The 16,379-nt window shown below is 71.9% G+C and carries 18 protein-coding genes, 1 tRNA gene and 1 pseudogene; 6 read left to right on the forward strand and 14 right to left on the reverse strand.

Features of this window, described 5'->3' with window-relative positions:
* Positions 1-9: 9 nt before the first annotated feature.
* Positions 10-1,221, reverse strand: a complete 1,212-nt coding sequence (locus ABEA81_RS22535) for a M20 metallopeptidase family protein (RefSeq protein WP_345607269.1) — start codon at positions 1,219-1,221, stop codon at positions 10-12.
* A 92-nt stretch (positions 1,222-1,313) separates the two neighbouring features.
* Here ABEA81_RS22535 and ABEA81_RS22540 point away from each other — a divergent pair, with 92 nt between their 5' ends.
* Entirely contained in the window at positions 1,314-1,829 is a 516-nt protein-coding gene (locus tag ABEA81_RS22540) for a tRNA adenosine deaminase-associated protein (protein ID WP_345607270.1), read from the forward strand.
* A gap of 3 nt (positions 1,830-1,832) precedes the next feature.
* Positions 1,833-2,297: a nucleoside deaminase gene (locus tag ABEA81_RS22545; protein WP_345607271.1), complete on the forward strand. Its 465-nt coding sequence runs from the start codon at positions 1,833-1,835 to the stop codon at positions 2,295-2,297.
* A gap of 30 nt (positions 2,298-2,327) precedes the next feature.
* Here the strand turns inward: ABEA81_RS22545 and ABEA81_RS22550 are convergent, their stop codons facing one another.
* The 4 genes from ABEA81_RS22550 to ABEA81_RS22565 are packed head-to-tail and all read right to left on the reverse strand — an operon-like array spanning position 2,328 to position 6,224.
* Positions 2,328-3,758: an alpha/beta hydrolase family protein gene (locus ABEA81_RS22550; RefSeq protein WP_345607272.1), complete on the reverse strand. Its 1,431-nt coding sequence runs from the start codon at positions 3,756-3,758 to the stop codon at positions 2,328-2,330.
* Positions 3,759-3,787: 29 nt separating this feature from the next.
* Positions 3,788-4,537 carry an amino acid ABC transporter ATP-binding protein gene (locus tag ABEA81_RS22555; protein WP_345607273.1) on the reverse strand — a complete coding sequence of 250 codons (750 nt, stop codon included), beginning with the start codon at positions 4,535-4,537 and terminating at the stop codon, positions 3,788-3,790.
* Positions 4,534-5,367 carry an amino acid ABC transporter permease gene (locus ABEA81_RS22560; protein ID WP_345607274.1) on the reverse strand — a complete coding sequence of 278 codons (834 nt, stop codon included), beginning with the start codon at positions 5,365-5,367 and terminating at the stop codon, positions 4,534-4,536. The genes ABEA81_RS22555 and ABEA81_RS22560 overlap by 4 nt, the downstream gene beginning before the upstream one ends.
* Positions 5,364-6,224, reverse strand: a complete 861-nt coding sequence (locus tag ABEA81_RS22565) for an ABC transporter substrate-binding protein (protein ID WP_345607275.1) — start codon at positions 6,222-6,224, stop codon at positions 5,364-5,366. Before ABEA81_RS22565 ends, ABEA81_RS22560 begins: the two co-directional genes overlap by 4 nt.
* 67 nt (positions 6,225-6,291) lie before the next feature.
* On the opposite strand from ABEA81_RS22565, the gene ABEA81_RS22570 reads away from it, so the two are divergent.
* Positions 6,292-6,379, forward strand: a tRNA-Ser gene (locus ABEA81_RS22570).
* Positions 6,380-6,466: 87 nt separating this feature from the next.
* Here the strand turns inward: ABEA81_RS22570 and ABEA81_RS22575 are convergent.
* From ABEA81_RS22575 to ABEA81_RS22595, 6 genes and pseudogenes are all read right to left on the reverse strand, one after another.
* Complete coding sequence (locus tag ABEA81_RS22575) at positions 6,467-6,877, reverse strand: tyrosine-type recombinase/integrase (protein WP_345607276.1); 411 nt, start codon at positions 6,875-6,877, stop codon at positions 6,467-6,469.
* A 508-nt stretch (positions 6,878-7,385) separates the two neighbouring features.
* A pseudogene (locus tag ABEA81_RS42740) lies at positions 7,386-7,622 on the reverse strand (nuclear transport factor 2 family protein); the annotation flags it as partial.
* Between the two features lie 325 nt (positions 7,623-7,947).
* Positions 7,948-8,730 (reverse strand): class II glutamine amidotransferase, encoded by a 783-nt coding sequence (locus ABEA81_RS22580; protein ID WP_345607278.1) that lies wholly within the window; start codon positions 8,728-8,730, stop codon positions 7,948-7,950.
* Between the two features lie 157 nt (positions 8,731-8,887).
* Positions 8,888-9,067: a hypothetical protein gene (locus tag ABEA81_RS22585; RefSeq protein WP_345607279.1), complete on the reverse strand. Its 180-nt coding sequence runs from the start codon at positions 9,065-9,067 to the stop codon at positions 8,888-8,890.
* 444 nt (positions 9,068-9,511) lie between these two features.
* On the reverse strand, positions 9,512-9,883 hold the full coding sequence (locus ABEA81_RS22590; protein WP_345607280.1) for a DUF4186 domain-containing protein: 372 nt from the start codon (positions 9,881-9,883) through the stop codon (positions 9,512-9,514).
* 37 nt (positions 9,884-9,920) lie between these two features.
* Complete coding sequence (locus tag ABEA81_RS22595) at positions 9,921-10,316, reverse strand: RidA family protein (protein ID WP_345607358.1); 396 nt, start codon at positions 10,314-10,316, stop codon at positions 9,921-9,923.
* Between the two features lie 136 nt (positions 10,317-10,452).
* Here ABEA81_RS22595 and ABEA81_RS22600 point away from each other — a divergent pair, with 136 nt between their 5' ends.
* Entirely contained in the window at positions 10,453-11,424 is a 972-nt protein-coding gene (locus ABEA81_RS22600) for a helix-turn-helix transcriptional regulator (protein WP_345607281.1), read from the forward strand.
* Positions 11,425-11,436: 12 nt separating this feature from the next.
* Here ABEA81_RS22600 and ABEA81_RS22605 read toward each other — a convergent pair whose 3' ends face one another.
* Positions 11,437-12,195, reverse strand: a complete 759-nt coding sequence (locus ABEA81_RS22605) for a nucleotidyltransferase domain-containing protein (protein WP_345607282.1) — start codon at positions 12,193-12,195, stop codon at positions 11,437-11,439.
* 15 nt (positions 12,196-12,210) lie between these two features.
* Positions 12,211-12,807: a phosphoribosyltransferase family protein gene (locus ABEA81_RS22610; RefSeq protein ID WP_345607283.1), complete on the reverse strand. Its 597-nt coding sequence runs from the start codon at positions 12,805-12,807 to the stop codon at positions 12,211-12,213.
* 40 nt (positions 12,808-12,847) lie between these two features.
* Here ABEA81_RS22610 and ABEA81_RS22615 point away from each other — a divergent pair, with 40 nt between their 5' ends.
* A complete protein-coding gene (locus tag ABEA81_RS22615; RefSeq protein ID WP_345607284.1) occupies positions 12,848-13,768 on the forward strand; it encodes an alpha/beta fold hydrolase in 921 nt (306 codons plus the stop codon).
* An 11-nt stretch (positions 13,769-13,779) separates the two neighbouring features.
* The gene (locus ABEA81_RS22620) at positions 13,780-15,069 is read left to right on the forward strand and encodes a cytochrome P450 (RefSeq protein WP_425570637.1); all 1,290 of its coding nucleotides are present in this window, start codon (positions 13,780-13,782) and stop codon (positions 15,067-15,069) included.
* 18 nt (positions 15,070-15,087) lie between these two features.
* Here ABEA81_RS22620 and ABEA81_RS22625 read toward each other — a convergent pair whose 3' ends face one another.
* Complete coding sequence (locus tag ABEA81_RS22625; RefSeq protein ID WP_345607285.1) at positions 15,088-16,050, reverse strand: threo-3-hydroxy-L-aspartate ammonia-lyase; 963 nt, start codon at positions 16,048-16,050, stop codon at positions 15,088-15,090.
* Positions 16,051-16,379 lie beyond the last annotated feature (329 nt).

Below are 16,379 nucleotides of genomic sequence, written 5' to 3' on the forward strand. Positions count from 1 at the left end.
TCCCCATCCTTACAGGCCGGCGAGGGCGAGCCCGGCGTAGACGGCGACGCCCGCGGCCATCGCCTCCTCGTCGAAGACGACGCGGTTGGAGTGGTTGGGCGGGGCGAGCGCCGGGTCGACGCCGGGTGGGCAGCCGCCGAGGAAGGCGAGCGCACCGGGAACCTCGGCGAGCACGTAGGAGAAGTCCTCGGCGCCCATGATCGGGCTGGACATCGGGACCACGTTGTCGCGCCCGAGCACGTCACCGGCCAGAGCGGTGACGTGGTCGACCGCGCCGGAGTCGTTGACCGTGACGGGGTAGCCTGGCTCGATCTCCACCTCGGCCGTGCACCCGTGGGCCATGGCCGTGTGCCGGCAGACCCGCCGGATCTCCTCGTACATGGTGGCGCGGGTGGTCTCGGACAGGCTGCGCAGCGTGCCCTCGAGGATCGCCGTCTCCGGGATGACGTTGTTGGTGGTGCCGGCCATGATGTGCGCGATCGTGAGCACCACCGGCTGATGGGTGTCGATCCGCCGCGTCACGGCGGTCTGCAGCGCCCCCACCATGGCGGCGGCCGCGGGCACCGGGTCGAGTGCGTCGTGCGGGGCCGAGGCGTGCCCGCCGCGCCCGCTGACGGTGACGCGGATGACGTCGGCGGCGGCCATCAGCGGCCCGGGGCGGGCGTGCACCTCGCCGGACGGCAGGGTCGCGGAGATGTGCAGGGCGAAGGCGGCGTCCGGCCGTCCCGCGGGCCCGGTGCGGTCGAGCAGACCCTCCTCGATCATGTACCGCGCGCCGTGGAAGCCCTCCTCGCCGGGCTGGAACATGAACACGACGCGCCCGGCGAGCTCGTCGCGGCGCTCGGCGAGCACGTGGGCCGCCGAGGCGAGCATCGCCACGTGCGTGTCGTGCCCGCAGGCGTGCATGCTGCCCGGCACCTCGGAGGCGAACGGGAGGCCGGTGTCCTCCGGCAGCGGCAGCGCGTCCATGTCGCCGCGCAGCAGGATCGTGGGGCCGGGCCGGTGGCCCTCCAGCACGGCCACCACCGAGCTGACCGAGCGCCCGAGGTGCACCTGCACCGGCAGGTCGGCGAGCGCGGCGACCACGGCGTCCCGGGTGCGGGGAAGGTCGAGCCCCAGCTCGGGATGACGGTGCAGCGCGCGCCGCAACGTCACCGTGCGTGGCTGAACACTGCGGGCGTGGGCGTGCAGTCCGTCGATCGGGGCACCCGGTAGCGACATGTGCACGATCCTGGCATCTCCGGGAGGTGACGCGAGGGCCAACTTCCGGTTGTGGTTTGGAGCACAGTCGTCAAGAGGCTTACCGTATGGGCATGGCGGTGCAGAGCGTCGAGCGTCCCGCGGACGTGCGGGAACAGGCCCTGCCCGGATACGCCGTCGCGGCGATCCGGGAGGACGGCCTGTGGCGTTGCCTGCGTCTGGTCCCGGAGGCGCTCGTCGACCTCGACACGGCGATCACCGAGCTGCGCGCGCTGCGCTCCACCGGCGCCGTGCTCGGCCTGCTCGACGTCGACGACGAGTTCTTCGTGCTGCTGCGTCCCACCCCGGGCGGGGTGTCGCTGATGGTCTCCGACGCCGTCGCGGCGCTGGACTACGACGTCGCCGCCGACGTGCTCGACCTGCTTCGCGTCGACCTGCCGCCGGAGGAGGACGCGCTCGACGCGCCGCCGTGGCCGGAGGGCGACCTCTCGATCCTCGCCGACCTCGGCCTGCCCGCCGACGAGCTGGAGGTGCTCGCCGCCGAGGTCGAGCTCTACCCCGACGAGCAGCTGGCCGCGATCGGCCGCCGCTGCGGGTTCGCCGACGCCCTCGCCGAGGTCGTCGAGTAGGTGATGCCGCCGCTCGCCTCGGACGAGGCGCTGGTCCGGCGCGCGCTCGAGGTGGCAGCGGCCGCACCCGCCACCGGTGACGTCCCGATCGGGGCGATCGTCGTCGACGCCGCGGGAAGCGAGCTGGCCGCCGCCTGCAACGCGCGCGAGGCACTGGGGGACCCCACCGCACACGCCGAGCTGCTCGCCCTGCGCGCGGCCGCGCGCGTCGCGGGCGAGTGGCGCCTGGAGGGCTGCACCGTCGCCGTCACCGTCGAGCCCTGCACGATGTGCGCGGGAGCGCTCGGGCTGGCCCGCGTGCGCCGGGTCGTCTTCGGCGCATGGGAACCCAGGACCGGCGCCGCGGGCTCGCTGTGGGACGTGCTGCGCGACCGGCGCCTGAACCACCGGCCCGAGGTGGTGGGCGGCGTGCTGGAGGCGGAGTGCGCCGCGCTGCTGGAGGCGTTCTTCGCGCCCCACCGCGGCTAGCAGCCGCCATGCCGGCGTTCGGCGCCGGCCCTACGCCGGGAACCGCTGCGTGAGCCAGCTGCGCACGAGGTCGAGCGCCGACGGGTCGATGGTCGTGTCGATCGTGGCGTACTCGTCCAGCCCGCCGCTCCCGGCAGGCTGCATGAGGTGGTTGAGCCCGGGCAGCGTCCGGACCGTGGCGTCCGGGTCGGCGGCGAGCAGTGAGCGCATCAGCGGCTCGTTCTGGCCCGCCGAGACCTGCTGGTCCGCGCCGCCGAAGAACGCGAGCACGGGCACCCGCAGCGCCTGCAGGGCGGGTGCCGGGTCGTGCACCGCCCACGAGCGGTAGTACGGGTTGACGGTGGCCGCCACCTGGGCCTCGATCTGGTCCGGGCTGGGCTGCTGTTCCGGCGGCAGGCCCGTGGCCTGGGACACGAGCTGGCGTACGGCGAGCGCGCGCGCCCGCTGGTAGTCCTGGGCGCGCAGCAGGGCGACCAGCGTGCGCACGTACGCGAGCTGGTTGGACACCACCTCGGGCGGCGCCCCAGCGGCCTCCAGCAACAGCTGGTTCTGCAGCGCCAGCACCTCTTCCCCGGTCGCGGCCGGCCCGGCCATCGTGATCACGAACGCGACCGGGGTGCGCTCCGCGACCAGCGGCGCCAGGTAGCCACCCTCGCTGTGCCCGAGCAACCCGATCTTGGCGCCGTTGATCTCCGGGCGGGTGCGCAGGTACTCCACGCCTGCCACGGCGTCGCCGGTGAGCTGGTCGTAGTCGGAGTCGTAGAGCGATCCCGTCGACCCGCCGATGCCGCGGTCGTCGACGCGCAGCACCGCGTACCCGGCGCGCGTCAGGAGGTCGGCGAGCAGCAGGAACGGCTTGTGCCCGAAGAGCTCCTCGTCGCGGTTCTGCGCGCCGCTGCCCGTGAGGAGCAGGACCGCGGTGAACGGACCCGGTCCCTCCGGCCGGGTCAGGGTGCCGGCGATGTCGACGCCCTGGCCGGGGTACTTGACCTCCTCGATCCGGTACGGGAACGGCGGCTTGGGCTCCTGCGGCCTGCCCGCGGCCGGTCCGGGCCGGAGCACGAGCGGGAACGACTGCCCGAACTGCGTGAACGCGCCGGGGATGCTCTTGCCGTCCGCCTCGAACGTGCCGCGGAACCAGGCGTCGCCGCCCACGTCCGGGAGGCGGAAGGAGAGTTCCTTCCCCTCCAGCAGCACGTCGGACAGCGGCATGGCCTTGATCGCCTGGGCCGGGATGTCGATCTCCCCGCGCAGCTTGCCTGCCTCGGCGGTCAGCCGGATGCCGATCTCGAGCGGGGCACCCGGTATGCCGATCCGGCCGGCCCACTCTCCGGCCGTGGTCTCGACGGTGGGTGTCACCGGGGCAGGTGGAGGCGGCGGTGGCGGGGGCGGTGCCTGCGTCGACGCACAGCCCGCGAACAGCAGCAGCACGACGGGCAGGGCGGCGAGCAACCGGCGCATGCGCGTCACCGTATTGGAGGAATGCGCTCCTACCCCAGTCGGCCTGCGGCGATCACGCGGGACAGGAACTGGCGCGTGCGTACCTCCACGGGCTCGCCGAGGACCTGGGCCGCAGGACCGGACTCGAGAACGCGACCGCCGTCGAGGAAGCAGACCGTGTCGGACACCTGGCGGGCGAAGCCCATCTCGTGGGTCGCCATCAGGATCGTGACGCCGTCGGCGGCGAGCGCGCGGACGATCGCCAGCACCTCCCCGACCAGCTCGGGGTCCAGGGCGGAGGTGATCTCGTCGAGGAGGAGCAGGCGCGGGCGGACCGCGAGCGCGCGGGCGATCGCCACCCGCTGCTGCTGGCCGCCGGAGAGCCGGTCGGGGTGGTCGCCTGCCTTGCCGGCGAGCCCCACGCGGCCCAGCAGCTCGCGCGCGCGCTCGTCGGCCTCCGCGGCCGGGACCCCGTGCACCACGCGCGGGGCCAGCGCGACGTTCTGCAGCGCGGTCATGTGCGGGAACAGGTTGAACGCCTGGAACACGATCGCCATCCGCCGCTGGGCGGCGGCCGCGTCGGCCCGCGGGTCGGAGACGTCGACGCCGTCCAGCAGCACCTGGCCGTCGTCGACCTCCTCGAGCAGGTCGACGCACCGCAGGAGCGTCGACTTCCCGGAACCGGACGAGCCGATCACCGTGACCACCTGGTGCTCGCCGACCTCGATGTCGATGTGGTCGAGCACGGTGGCGTCGCCGTAGCGCTTGACGAGGCCGCGCACCTCGAGCACCGGTGTCATGCGAGCCCCTGCCTGCGGGCCACGCGCGCTGCCACGGCGTCGGCGATTCGCCCGGTGGGCACGGCGAGCAGCACGAACAGCAGCGCCGCCACGACGTACGGCGTGAAGTCGAACGTGCGCGCCGACGCGATCTGGGCGGCCCGGATCGCGTCCACCGCGCCGAGCACTGAGATCAGCCCGACGTCCTTCTGCAGCGCGACGAAGTCGTTGAGCAGCGGTGGCAGGACCCGCCGCACCGCCTGCGGGAGGATCACCAGCCGCATCGACTGGCGGTGGGTCAGGCCCAGCGAGCGGGCCGCCGCGCGCTGTGAGGGGTGCACCGACTCGATGCCCGCGCGGAAGACCTCGGCGACGTACGCGGAGTAGACGAGGATCAGCGTGATCGTGCCGAGCACCGCCGTGTCGGTCGGCACGCCCTGCAAGCGCAGCGCGGGCAGCCCGAAACCGATCAGGTAGAGCGCGATCAGCAGCGGCACGCCGCGGAACAGGTCGACGTACCCGGTGGCCAGCGCGCGCAGTGGGAAGAACACCGGGCCGCGCAGCGTGCGCAGCACGGCGATCAGCAGCCCGAGCAGGAGGACCCCGATCTCGGCGACCACGAGCACCCGGATGTTCAGCCACAGGCCTGCCGCGACCGCGGGCAGCGACTCCCACCCGACCCGCACGTCGAGGAACGTCTCCTGGACGCGGGGCCAACCCGGCGCGCTGGTCACCCCGACCACGACGGCCGCCGCGAACACCACGGTGGACCCGAGCGCCACCAGGGTGGAGCGCCGGGCCCGCGCGCGGCGGTGGGCGAGCCGGTCCTGGGCGAGGGGGCTCAGGATCACCGCAGTTCCGGAGCGGTCTCCGCCGACGCGAGCCACTGCTGCTCCAGCTCCGCGAGCGTGCCGTCCGCGCGGAGCTTCTCGACCACGGCCGAGACGCACGACGTGAGCGGGCTGTCCTTGTCCAGCACCGCCCCGAACTGCTCCGGCGTGCCGCTGCCCAGCGGCAGCTGCCCGACGATCTTCGCACCCTCCAGCTCCGCCGAGGTGATGTAGAAGGCGGTGGGCAGGTCCACCACGATCGCGTCGACCTGCCCGTTGGACAGGGCGAGCTTCGCGTCGTCGTTGGTGTTGAACACCGCCGGCTCGCTCGCCGGGGCGATCTGGTCGACGATCGCCTGGTAGCTGGTGGTGCCCAACTGCGCGCCGAGCTTCGCCCTCTTCAGCTCGGCGATCGAGGCAGCGCCCGCCGCGGGACCGTTCTCCAGCGCGACGACAGCCTGCTTCACGTCGTAGTAGGGGGCCGAGAAGTCCACGGCCTGCGCCCGCTCCGGCGTGATCGAGAACTCGGTGAGGTTCAGGTCGTAGGACTTCGGGCCGGGCTGGATCGAGGCGTTGAACGGCACCCGGACCCACGTGACCTCGTCCCGCGGGTACCCGAGCCCGTCGGCGATCGCGTACGCGACGGCGCTCTCGAAGCCCTTGCCGGACGTCGGGTCGTCGTCGACGTACCACGGCGGGTAGACCGGCTGGTCGGTGCCGAACGTGAGGGTCCCCGCCGTGAGGGTGGGCAGGGCGCCGGGCTCGCAGGCCGGCCCGACCGCCGCAGGGGGCGCGGCCGGCTCCGGCGCGCAGGCGGCGGCGGAGAGGACGAGGGCGGCCACCACGAGCACACGCCGGACCGCGGACGAGGAGATCACCGCTGGATTCTCCACCGTCCCCCGGGCGGGGCGTCACGCAGTCGGGGCACCTTGTAAGCTCTCCGGCGGTAGCGTGTCCGAGCGGCCGAAGGAGCGCGCCTCGAAAGCGCGTGAGGTGCAAGCCTCCGTGGGTTCAAATCCCACCGCTACCGCCAGCCCGAACAGGCGGAACGCCGGGCCTCCCGCGAGGGAGGGCCCGGCGTTCGTCGTCGTGGTTGCAGTTGTGGTTGCAGTTCAGTGCTTCAGGCGGCCGGTCGCGGTCCCTCACCGGCACCCGGAGGCCGCCACAGTAGACCGCCGACCTGAACGGCGACGTCGCGCCGGACTGCTGCAACCACGTGCTGGTATGGCGCCGCCATCGCGGTGCTCGACCAGCCCATGATCGCCATCACCATCCGCTCCGTGACGCCGAGCAGCAGCAGGACGGTTGCTGCGGTGTGCCGGGCGTCGTGCAAGCGTCGTTCCGGGACGTCGGCCCGTTCGAGCAGCTGCTTCCAGTTCGTGTAGTCGGTCCGCGGGTTCAGCGGCTGCCCGGTGGGCGTGGTGAACACGTACCCGGTCTCGTGCCACAGGTCGCAGGCGGCCGCCCGTTCCTCCTCTTGGTGCTTCCGGTGCGCCCGGAGAAGGGCGATGAGGGGATCAGGGAGCCCCATCCCGCGGCGGCCGGCGTGCGATCCTGTCCGTCGTCATGAGGCCGCTTCCCCCGGCCGCAGTCTTGCAAGGCAGGGGAGGTGCGAGGCGCCCGATGTACAAGCCGTGGAGCTCCACGACGGCGGTACCGCCGCCGCCGCTGGATCGGCCGGTGTGGGTGGATCTCGATCGACTCTATGGCGAGCCTGACGACTCCACCGCCAGATTGGCAGACGATCCCCCGCCGGGTGGGTACCTCAAGGCGACTGGACGTGTGCCCGGCCTGCTCAAGAGATGGGCGCGCGCCGTCGACGGCCGCTGGTTCGGTTGTCGACCCGGTTTCGGGTTGACAACTGACCGATCCGCTCGCCGATCGTTTCGGCAGCGCAGACCCGTGGATGGCGCGCGAGGTGGAGCGGACGACGCGGAGCAGCTACACGGCGATGCGGTGATCGCCGCGGTAGAAGCAGGCAGAGGGCCGCCGTGCGCGTCAAGCGAGCGGGCGGTCGAGATAATCCCGCCAGAACTGGATCAAACCGTCGCGCACCTCGCAGACACAGCAGAAGTTCTGACGAACCGCTCGCCGGCCGAGGGCAGACCGGGAACGCCACCCGGGCTGGTCGCAGCGAAGTCGATCTGCACCGCGGCACGGGCCTCCTCCACGAGCATCCCCGTGATCGTCAGCTGGCGGTCCGGGAAACGCTGGAGAAAGGCATCGAAGACCTGGCGTAGCGCTGTCCGGCTCTTGACATCGACCCCGCGGGCGCGGAACCGATAGCCGGCGTCGGGGGGTGAAGCACCGTACCTGCCCGTCGAGGTCGTTGCGGTTCGCGGCCGCGATCATGTTTTCGATCACGCCGCGAACGGGTCGCGGTCTCGGTGGTGGTCATGGCGTGCTCCTTTGCCAGAGGAAGGTAAGGACGTGCCTGCTCACCTCGGCGGCGTGCGTGATCGGGCCGGCGCCTTGACGGCCTGGAGCGGGCACGAGCGCTGCGGCCGCCCACTGGCTTCGAGCCGGGAGAAGGACGCAGGCCTGCGCCTCGACAACCCAGTCGCGATCTGCATATCGTCGGCTGAGTGACGAGCCAGACAGTCAGGGCTGCTTGGGATGGAATGCCGCCAGGACGTCCTGGCCCGGCTGAACGATGCCGTAGGAGGACTCTGGGACCTCCGTCCAGACGCCGGGAAGGTCTGACAAGGGTTCGGAGACAACCAGGCGGGTCTCCTCGGACAGCTGCCGCAACAGCGGCACGTCCGGATGCAGCTGGCGCACCGTGGACACGAGAGCCGTGTAGAACAGGGTGCGCGACTGGCCCTCGCTGGAGTAGCGGAATGCCCACAGCCGCTTCCCGTCTGTGGTGACGACCGTCATCTGGATCGGCCACTGCACCCCGTGGGCCTTTCCGACGTCCTCGACGAACCCGACCATTCGCTCGACCGCGGAGACGGGGTCCTGCTCCAAGCCGAACGTGAGTGCGAGATAGAACATCAGCTCGGAGTCCGTCGACCCGGCGATGCCCGGGAAGAGCGCCGGGTCGACCGCGAAGAACAGGTCACGGCGAACCGTGGCGAATTCGCGAATGCCGCCGTTATGCGCCCACAACCAGTGACCGCACCGGAACGGGTGGCAGTTGGTCTGCTGCACTGGGGTCCCGGTGGTCGCTCGGACGTGCGCAAGGAACAGCGGCGATCGGATGTGCCGGGCAAGCTCCCCGAGGTTGGTATCCGCCCAGGCCGGCTGGACGCTGCGGAACAAGGCCGGCACAGGGTCGCCCTCGCTGTACCAGCCGACGCCGAAGCCGTCGGCGTTGAGGGCGGTCGCGCCCATCGCCGCCGCGCTGCTCTGGTGGATGAGCGAGTTCGTGGGCCTGGACACGAACGTCTCCAGCGGAATCGAAGATCCTGAGTACGCCAGCCAACGACACATGACGATCACTCCCGAACAAGTCCTTGTGCGGAGCATGCCGCCGGGGCGGCGCCTGCGCATCGCCCAGTGCGGGCGATACCCGGGGTCCTGTCAAGATGCCCAGCCCTCATTTCTCGATGTTGTACTCCAACGTCGGCGACCACAGAAACGGCGTCCCCGGTACCACCTCCGCCCGCCGCAGCCACTCCTCCCAGTCCCCAGGAAGCTCGGCCACGAACAGCAGTGGCGTCGACGGGGACGGCAGCTCGGTGGGCGTGAATCCGACATGCCAACGGCTCGTGATCATCGCCGGTGATCATCCCGGTCAGTGACCGGGTACACACAAGTTCGGCCGGGTCGACTTCTCGGTGTGCGACTCCTACGGAGCCGTTCAGGTACGGCACGAGGGCGCCCTCGTGCCGGCGGCGGCGCTCAGCCAACGTGCCGTGGAACCACGCGCCTAGCGGTAGTCGAGTGGATCACGACCGGTGGCACTTGTGGTTGCAGTTGCAGGCTGCCGCCGAGGTGCGTAGGAGGTGGCGAGGCGGCCACGACCTGCGCGATGTTCACCGCCGGACGTCAGTGGACGAGTGATCGCAGACCTCGAAAGCGCGTGAGGTGCAAGCCTCCGTGGGTTCAAATCCCACCGCTACCGCCAGCTTGAACAGGCGGAACGCCGGGCCTCCCGCGAGGGAGGGCCCGGCGTTCGTCGTTGTGCGGCGGTTCGTCGTGCAGCGGCGCCTCGATCAACTCACGGCGGCGGGCGGTGCGGGGCGTACTGCCCCACGATCCATCGGCAGATCGCCTCCACGACGTAGCCCCGCTCGGCGTCGTCGAGCGCCCGCCCGGCGGGGATGCCGTGCCAGCGCTCCAAGCAGGTGCGGCAGCACGTCGCCGTGGCGTGCTGCGCGACGAACACGGGATGCCCGCGATAGGGCGTCTGACGGCCGTCGTTGCGCGGTTCGGCGGGGGCCAGCCTGCGCTCGACCAGCTCCTCGGCATGTCTGCGGACGGTGGTGATGCCGCGCAGGTCGACCACCGCACGGTCCCGGCCACGGAGCCGGAACCTCGCGCGGAAGTGGTGCTGCCCGATCCGGCGCAGCCTGGCATCCAACTCGTCCATCACGACGCCGATCGTCACCATCCCGAACCGCGGGTCATCACGCGACGGCGGTTCCCTCGAGCTCGACCAGCTGGCCGGGGATCGCCAGGCGGGTCACCCCGAGCATCGTGGTGGTCGGAGCCACCCCGGCGGCGCCCAACCGCGACGCCAGCACGCCGTAGTGCGGGAACAGCTGATCGACGTCGGTGGTGTAGACGTTCAGCCGGACGAGGTTCGCGAGCGACATGCCGGCCCCGCCGAGCACGGCCTCCAGGTTGTCGAGGCTCAGCGCCAACTGCGCGGCCATGTCACCGTCGTGCTGGGGCTCGCCGTCGTCGCTCATTGCGGTCTGCCCGGAGCAGTACAGCGTCCGGGTGTGCCCGGAGACGACCTCACCCTGGTTGAATCCCATCTCCACGGACCACGTCACCGGGTTGACGGCCGTTCGTTCCACTGCCACGCCAGCTCCATTCGACTCATCGAGGGTACGTACGTCCACCGGCTCGGTCGCCGCGATCGTGGACGTCGTGTCGAGGAGCCTCACGGGAAATCACGACATCCTGTGTCGTGTATTCGGATAGGGTTCTCGGGTGCGCGCCGACCGGTTGGTCTCGCTGGTGCTGCTGCTGCGCCAGCGCGGTCGGCTGACAGCGGACGTGCTGGCCCGCGAGCTGGAGGTGTCCACCCGCACCGTCCTGCGCGACATCGAGGCGCTGTCCGCAGCTGGCGTCCCGGTCTACGCCGAACGCGGCCGGCACGGCGGGTTCGCGTTGTTGCCCGGTTTCCGGACCGAGCTCACCGGACTGAACCACGACGAGGGCCTCGCCCTGCTGACCGCCGGGTCGGGGCGCGGCGAGCAGGTGTTCGGCCTCGGCTCGGCGTTCGCATCGGCCACGCGCAAGGTGGTCGACGCGCTGCCCGAAGGCCATCGGGCCACCGCGAGCGACGCCGGCCAGCGATTTCTCGTCGAGCCGGAGACCGACCTGCTCTCGCGCCGGCTGGTCACCGAGGAGGTGCCGGACAGGGCGATGATCGAGGTCCGGCGCGCGGTGCTCGCCGGACACAAGCTGCGCATCCACTACGCCGCAACGGGCCAGGCACCGCAGTGGCGCACGGTGGACCCGATCGGCCTGGTCACCGTACGGGACCGCGGATACTTGCTGGCCACGAGAACCGGCGCGGACCGCACCTACCGGCTGTCGCGGGTGTTGGCGGCCGAGGAACTCCGCGAACCGGCACAACGACCGAACCGGGTCGATCTGGGCCGGGTCTGGCGAGAACGCTGCGCGCAGTTCCTGTCCAGCGATCACCTCGCCGTGCTGGTGCGGGTGAGCCCGGCGCGGCGGGAGGACCTGCTGAGCACCTCGGTTGCCGTCCGCGCCGAGGAACCCGACGCAGACGGGTGGCTGCGGCTGGAGGTGACCTTCCAAGATTCTCGACACGCCGAATGGGCGCTGTGGCAACTCGGCACGGACGCGGAAGCCCTGGCCCCGCAGTCGTTGCGCACCTCTCTGCGGAACCGCGCCGACGCGATCGCCACCCGCTACGGAGTGCCGTCCTGAGGGTCCAGGGTCTCAGGCCGGGTCGGTGCGGGCATCCAGCTCGTCCAGGCCCGGCGGGGCGAGTAGCTCCTGCAGCGCGCGCACGGCGCCTTCCGGGTCACCGGCGCACCTCCCGATGATCGCGTGGGCCGCTGCGAGGCCGGCGGCGTCGACGATGCCCTTCTCGTTCAGCACCCACTCGCCGCGCTCGGCCAGCACACCGTGGGCCGTCTGAGCGGTGGCCCGCGCCATCGTGCCCGCGGCGAGGGTGACGTCCCCGCGCTCCGCGTACTTCCCGGCGAAGGCGAGCGAGAAGGCGCCGTTCCAGCGCCACCGCCGGCCCGCTGCCGCCCGCAGTGCGTCCGGGTAGGTCACCCGCGGCAGCTCGCCGTGCAGCACCTGGGAGATCGCGAGCTCACCGACCGGGGTGTAGGTGGGCAGTCCGGCGATGTGGCCCTCGACGTTGTCGATGTCGAACCGGCCGGCCTGCGCGTCCGCCCACCAGCCCTCGACGACGTCGAGGTCCCGCAGCAGCACGTCCACCGGCTCGCCGTCGACCGAGAGCCACGCCCCGCCGTTGACGATCCGGCCCCACTCCCCGGGCTGCGCGACGTGCCCGGGGAACCCGAGGCCTGCGAGGAGCCCGGCGTCGAAGCCGCCGCGGTAGTAGAGACCGATGTCCCAGTCGCTGTCCGGGCGGTTCGTGCCGCGCGCCCGGCTCCCGCCGAGCACCACGGCGACGACCCCGGGGAGCGGGACGAGCTTCGGGACGATCCCATCGAGTACGGCCATCCCCAGATGATCGCGTCAGGGCTTCTGCAGGGGCTCCCCGTTTGCGCACCGGGGGCAACGGTCCGGCACCCAGATCTCGTTCTCGCGGGTGGCCACCGATTCCAGCGGCAGACCCGCGGTCCCGGCCACCGCCGCAGGTGTGGTGCCGAGCGCCAGCAGCGCGCCGATGGCCACCGGGCGCGCGTCGGTCTGCGCGAGCGCGGCGAGGGTGGCCCGCACCGCCGAGCCGGCGTTGACCACGTCATCGACGACCGCCACCCGCAGGCCGGCGAGCCGGGGCGTCAGCGCGTCCGGCAGCCGGTAGGTGGCGGCGTAGAGGCCGTCGCCCGGTGAGGTCCGCTCGGTGTGGCAGAACCGGACGCCGAGCCGCATGGCCACCAGCTGGGCGAGGAACGCGCCGCCCACCAGCGGCCCGCACACGACGTCCGGCTCGTACGGCCCGATCAGTTCCGCCAGCCGGTACGCGAACGGTTCCAGGTCCGACGGAGTCCAGAACAGCGCGTCGAGCTCCAGCCACAGCTCGCCGTGGTGGCCGGACTCGAGTGGGAAGTGCCCGGCACGCGCGGACATCATGGCCAGCACGCCGTCCTGGAGATCGGGTGGGTTCGGCATCGCGTTTGCGAGCCTAACCGGGCTCACCGATCATGCTCGGATGCCGCTCTTCGACGGCTTCACCACCGGCCTTCTCGACGTCGGCGACGTTCAGCTCTACGTGCGCCGCGGCGGCGCCGGGCCCGCGGTGGTGCTCCTGCACGGCCATCCGCGGACCGGTGCCACCTGGCACCGGGTGGCACCGCAGCTGGTGGCGGCCGGGCACACCGTCGTGGTGCCGGACCTCCGCGGCTACGGGCGTTCGTCGAAGCCGCCCACCACGCCGGACCACGCGCCGTACGCGAAGCGAGCCATGGCGAACGACGTCGTCCGGCTGATGCGCGGGCTCGGCCACGACCGGTTCGCGGTGGCCGGGCACGACCGCGGCAGCTACGTCGCGCTCCGCCTCGCCCTCGACCACCCGGATGCGGTCGAGCGCCTCGCGCTGCTGGACTGCATCCCGATCTCCGAGCACCTGGCCAGGTGCGACGACCGCTTCGCCAGGTCCTGGTGGCACTGGTTCTTCTTCGCCCAGCAGGAGCTGCCGGAGCGCGCGATCCTCGCCGATCCGGACGCCTGGTACGGCGGCAGCCCGCGGCACATGGGCGATGAGGCGTTCGCCGAGTTCCGATCCGCCACCCGGAACCCGGCGACGGTGCGGGCGATGCTCGAGGACTACCGGGCCGGCCTCGGGATCGACCGCGCCCACGAGGAGGCCGACCGGGCTGCGGGACGGCGTGTCACCTGCCCGCTGCTGGTGCTGTGGTCGCGGCACGACGACCTGGAGGACCTCTACGGCGACCCGCGGGAGGTGTGGCGGAGCTGGGCCACCGACCTGCGCGGCGGGGGACCGATCGAGTCGGGCCACCACATGGCCGAGGAGGCGCCGGACGAGCTGGCCGGAGCACTGCAGGTGTTCTTCGCCGACGGAGGACGACCGATCTCAGCACACTCTCACCACGGGGGTGGCCGACCTGCATAGAGTTCTGCCGCATGTGGGGGGCCCGCACACGCATCATCGCCACTCTCGCCCGCCTGCGGATGGGGCGTAGGCGAACCGGCAGCACGGACGCGCTGCTGTCCGTTCTTCCCGAATCGGCCCTGGTGCCGCTGCAACGCGAGGGGCTGGACCCGGTCGCCGAGCTCGGAGAGCTGCGCGCGGTCGAGCCGGTCAGCCGGATGAAGCTCCCGTTCGGGCTGCGGGCGTGGCTGGTCACGGGGTACGAGGAGGCCAGGTCGGTGCTCGCGAACTCGCCCGCGTTCAGCAACGACTTCACCAACCTCGTCGGCACGGTCGGGATCACCGCCGAGCAGAACCCGGGCGGCCTCGGGTTCACCGACCCACCCGATCACACGCGGCTGCGCAAGCTGCTCACGCCGGAGTTCACCGGGCACCGGCTGCGCCGGCTCGCGCCGCGGATCGAGGCCATCGTCGAAGGCCAGCTGGACGAGATGCAGGACACCGCCGAGGCGGGCCAGCGGGTGAACCTCGTCCAGAGCTTCGCGCTGCCGATCCCGTCGCTCACGATCTGCGAGCTGCTGGGTGTGCCGTACTCCGACCGCGCCGAGTTCCAGCGCCTGTCCACGACCCGCTTCGACCTGCTCGGCGGGGTCACCGGCTCGCTCGGCGCGATCTCCGAGTCCATGGAGTACCTGCTCAAGATCGTGCAGAAGCAACGGGGGGAGCCCGGCGACGGGCTGCTCGGCCGCCTCGTGCGCGAGCACGGCGACAACTTGTCCGACCACGAGCTCGCCGGTATCGCCGACGGCCTGCTCACCGGCGGGCTCGAGACCACGGCCAGCATGCTGGCGCTCGGCACGATCGTGCTCATGCAGCACCCGGAGAGCCGCGAGGCGATCCGGGAGCGCGACGACGCCGTCGACCCGTTCGTCGACGAGCTGCTGCGCTACCTCACGGTCGTGCAGGTCGCGTTCCCGCGCTTCGCCCGGGAGCGGGTGAAGATCGGCGGTGCCACGATCGAGAAGGGTGACATCGTCCTGTGCTCGCTCAGCGCGGCCAACCGGGACGGGAACCTCGACGACTTCGACCCGAGCCGCGCCGCCCGCCCGCACCTCGCCTTCGGGCACGGCCTGCACCGGTGCATCGGCGCCGAGCTCGCCCGCATGGAGCTGCGTGCCGCCTACCCCGCGCTCATCCGGCGCTTCCCGGACATCCGGCTCGGCGTGGAGCGGTCGGAGCTGTCGTTCCGGAAGCTGTCGTTCGTGTTCGGGGTGGACACGCTGCCCGTCGAACTCGGTGTGACGGCGCGCCCGGCACCGTGACGCTCCGGCGCCGGCGCGTCAGCTGGTCACCAGCGCCGCGAAGCGGTCCAGGTCCACGTTCCCGCCACTCACCAGCACTCCGATCCGTTGACCGGACAGCTCGGCGGCGAGCCGGCGCACGGCCGCGAACGCGAGGCAGCCGGTGGGCTCCACGAGGATCTTCATCGTCGACGCGAACACGCGCATGGCCGCCACCAGCTCCGCGTCGCTCGCCGTCACGATGTCGTCCACGTCCCGGCGGATGATCTCGAACGGGAGCACGCCGAGGTGCTGGGTCTGGGCACCGTCGGCGATCGTCACCGGGGTGTCGATGTGCACGATGGAACCGGTGCGCAGCGACCGGAGCCCGTCGTCGCCCGCCTCCGGTTCGACGCCGACGACGCGGCACGAGGGCGCCAGTGCCCGCGCGGCGAGCGCGGCTCCCGCCAGGAGGCCTCCGCCGCCGAGGCAGACGAAGAGCGCGTCGAGCTCCCCGGCCTGTTCGATCAGCTCCATCGTGGCCGTGCCCTGCCCGGCGATGATGTCCGGGTGGTCGTAGGGCGGCACCAGGGTGAGCCCCTTCTCGGCGGCGAGTGCGCGCCCGATCTCCTCGCGGTCCTCGCCGTATCGGTCGAAGCGCACCACTGAGGCGCCGTATCCCAGGGTGGCGGCGACCTTGCTCTCGGGCGCGTCGTCCGGCATGAGAATGGTGGCCGGTATGCCGAGGATGTTCGCGGCGAGCGCGATCCCCTGGGCGTGGTTGCCCGACGAATAGGTCACGACGCCGGCCCGGCGCTGATCCTCGTCGAACCGGGACAACGCGTTGAACGCGCCCCGGAACTTGAACGCACCCATGCGCTGGAAGTTCTCGCACTTGAAGAACAGGTGAGCGTCGGTTTCGCGGTCGATCCGGCGTGAGGTCAGCACCGGCGTGCGGTGCGCGTGGCCGCGGATCCGCTCCGCGGCCGCCTGCACGTCGGCGAAGGTGGGTGGCGTCGGCATCGTCCTCCTGTCGCGGTCCTTCGGTCCGATCATGCCTCCCCGCGAGGGCGTGCGGGCACCGAGATGTTCACCTACCGCTCACCTCGTAGGCATCCGTCCGGTTGCCTTCCGTACGCCGCGCGGCGGCAACCTGATCAACGTCCACCCCGGGCACGGCTGGTTGCTGACCCTGTCGCAACGGGCGAGCCCCCCGGGGGTGGCGCGAGCGGAGCGGATGCCCCGCAGGTTGCTGCCTCAGGCGCGACCTGCGGTCGGGCCACGCGTTCTCGCACTTCGCGGCGGTGCCGCAGATCTTCCTCTCTACGTCATTCCGTGTCCGCGTGCAGCGG

This window comes from Pseudonocardia adelaidensis (genome assembly GCF_039543345.1).
GTDB lineage: Bacteria > Actinomycetota > Actinomycetes > Mycobacteriales > Pseudonocardiaceae > Pseudonocardia > Pseudonocardia adelaidensis.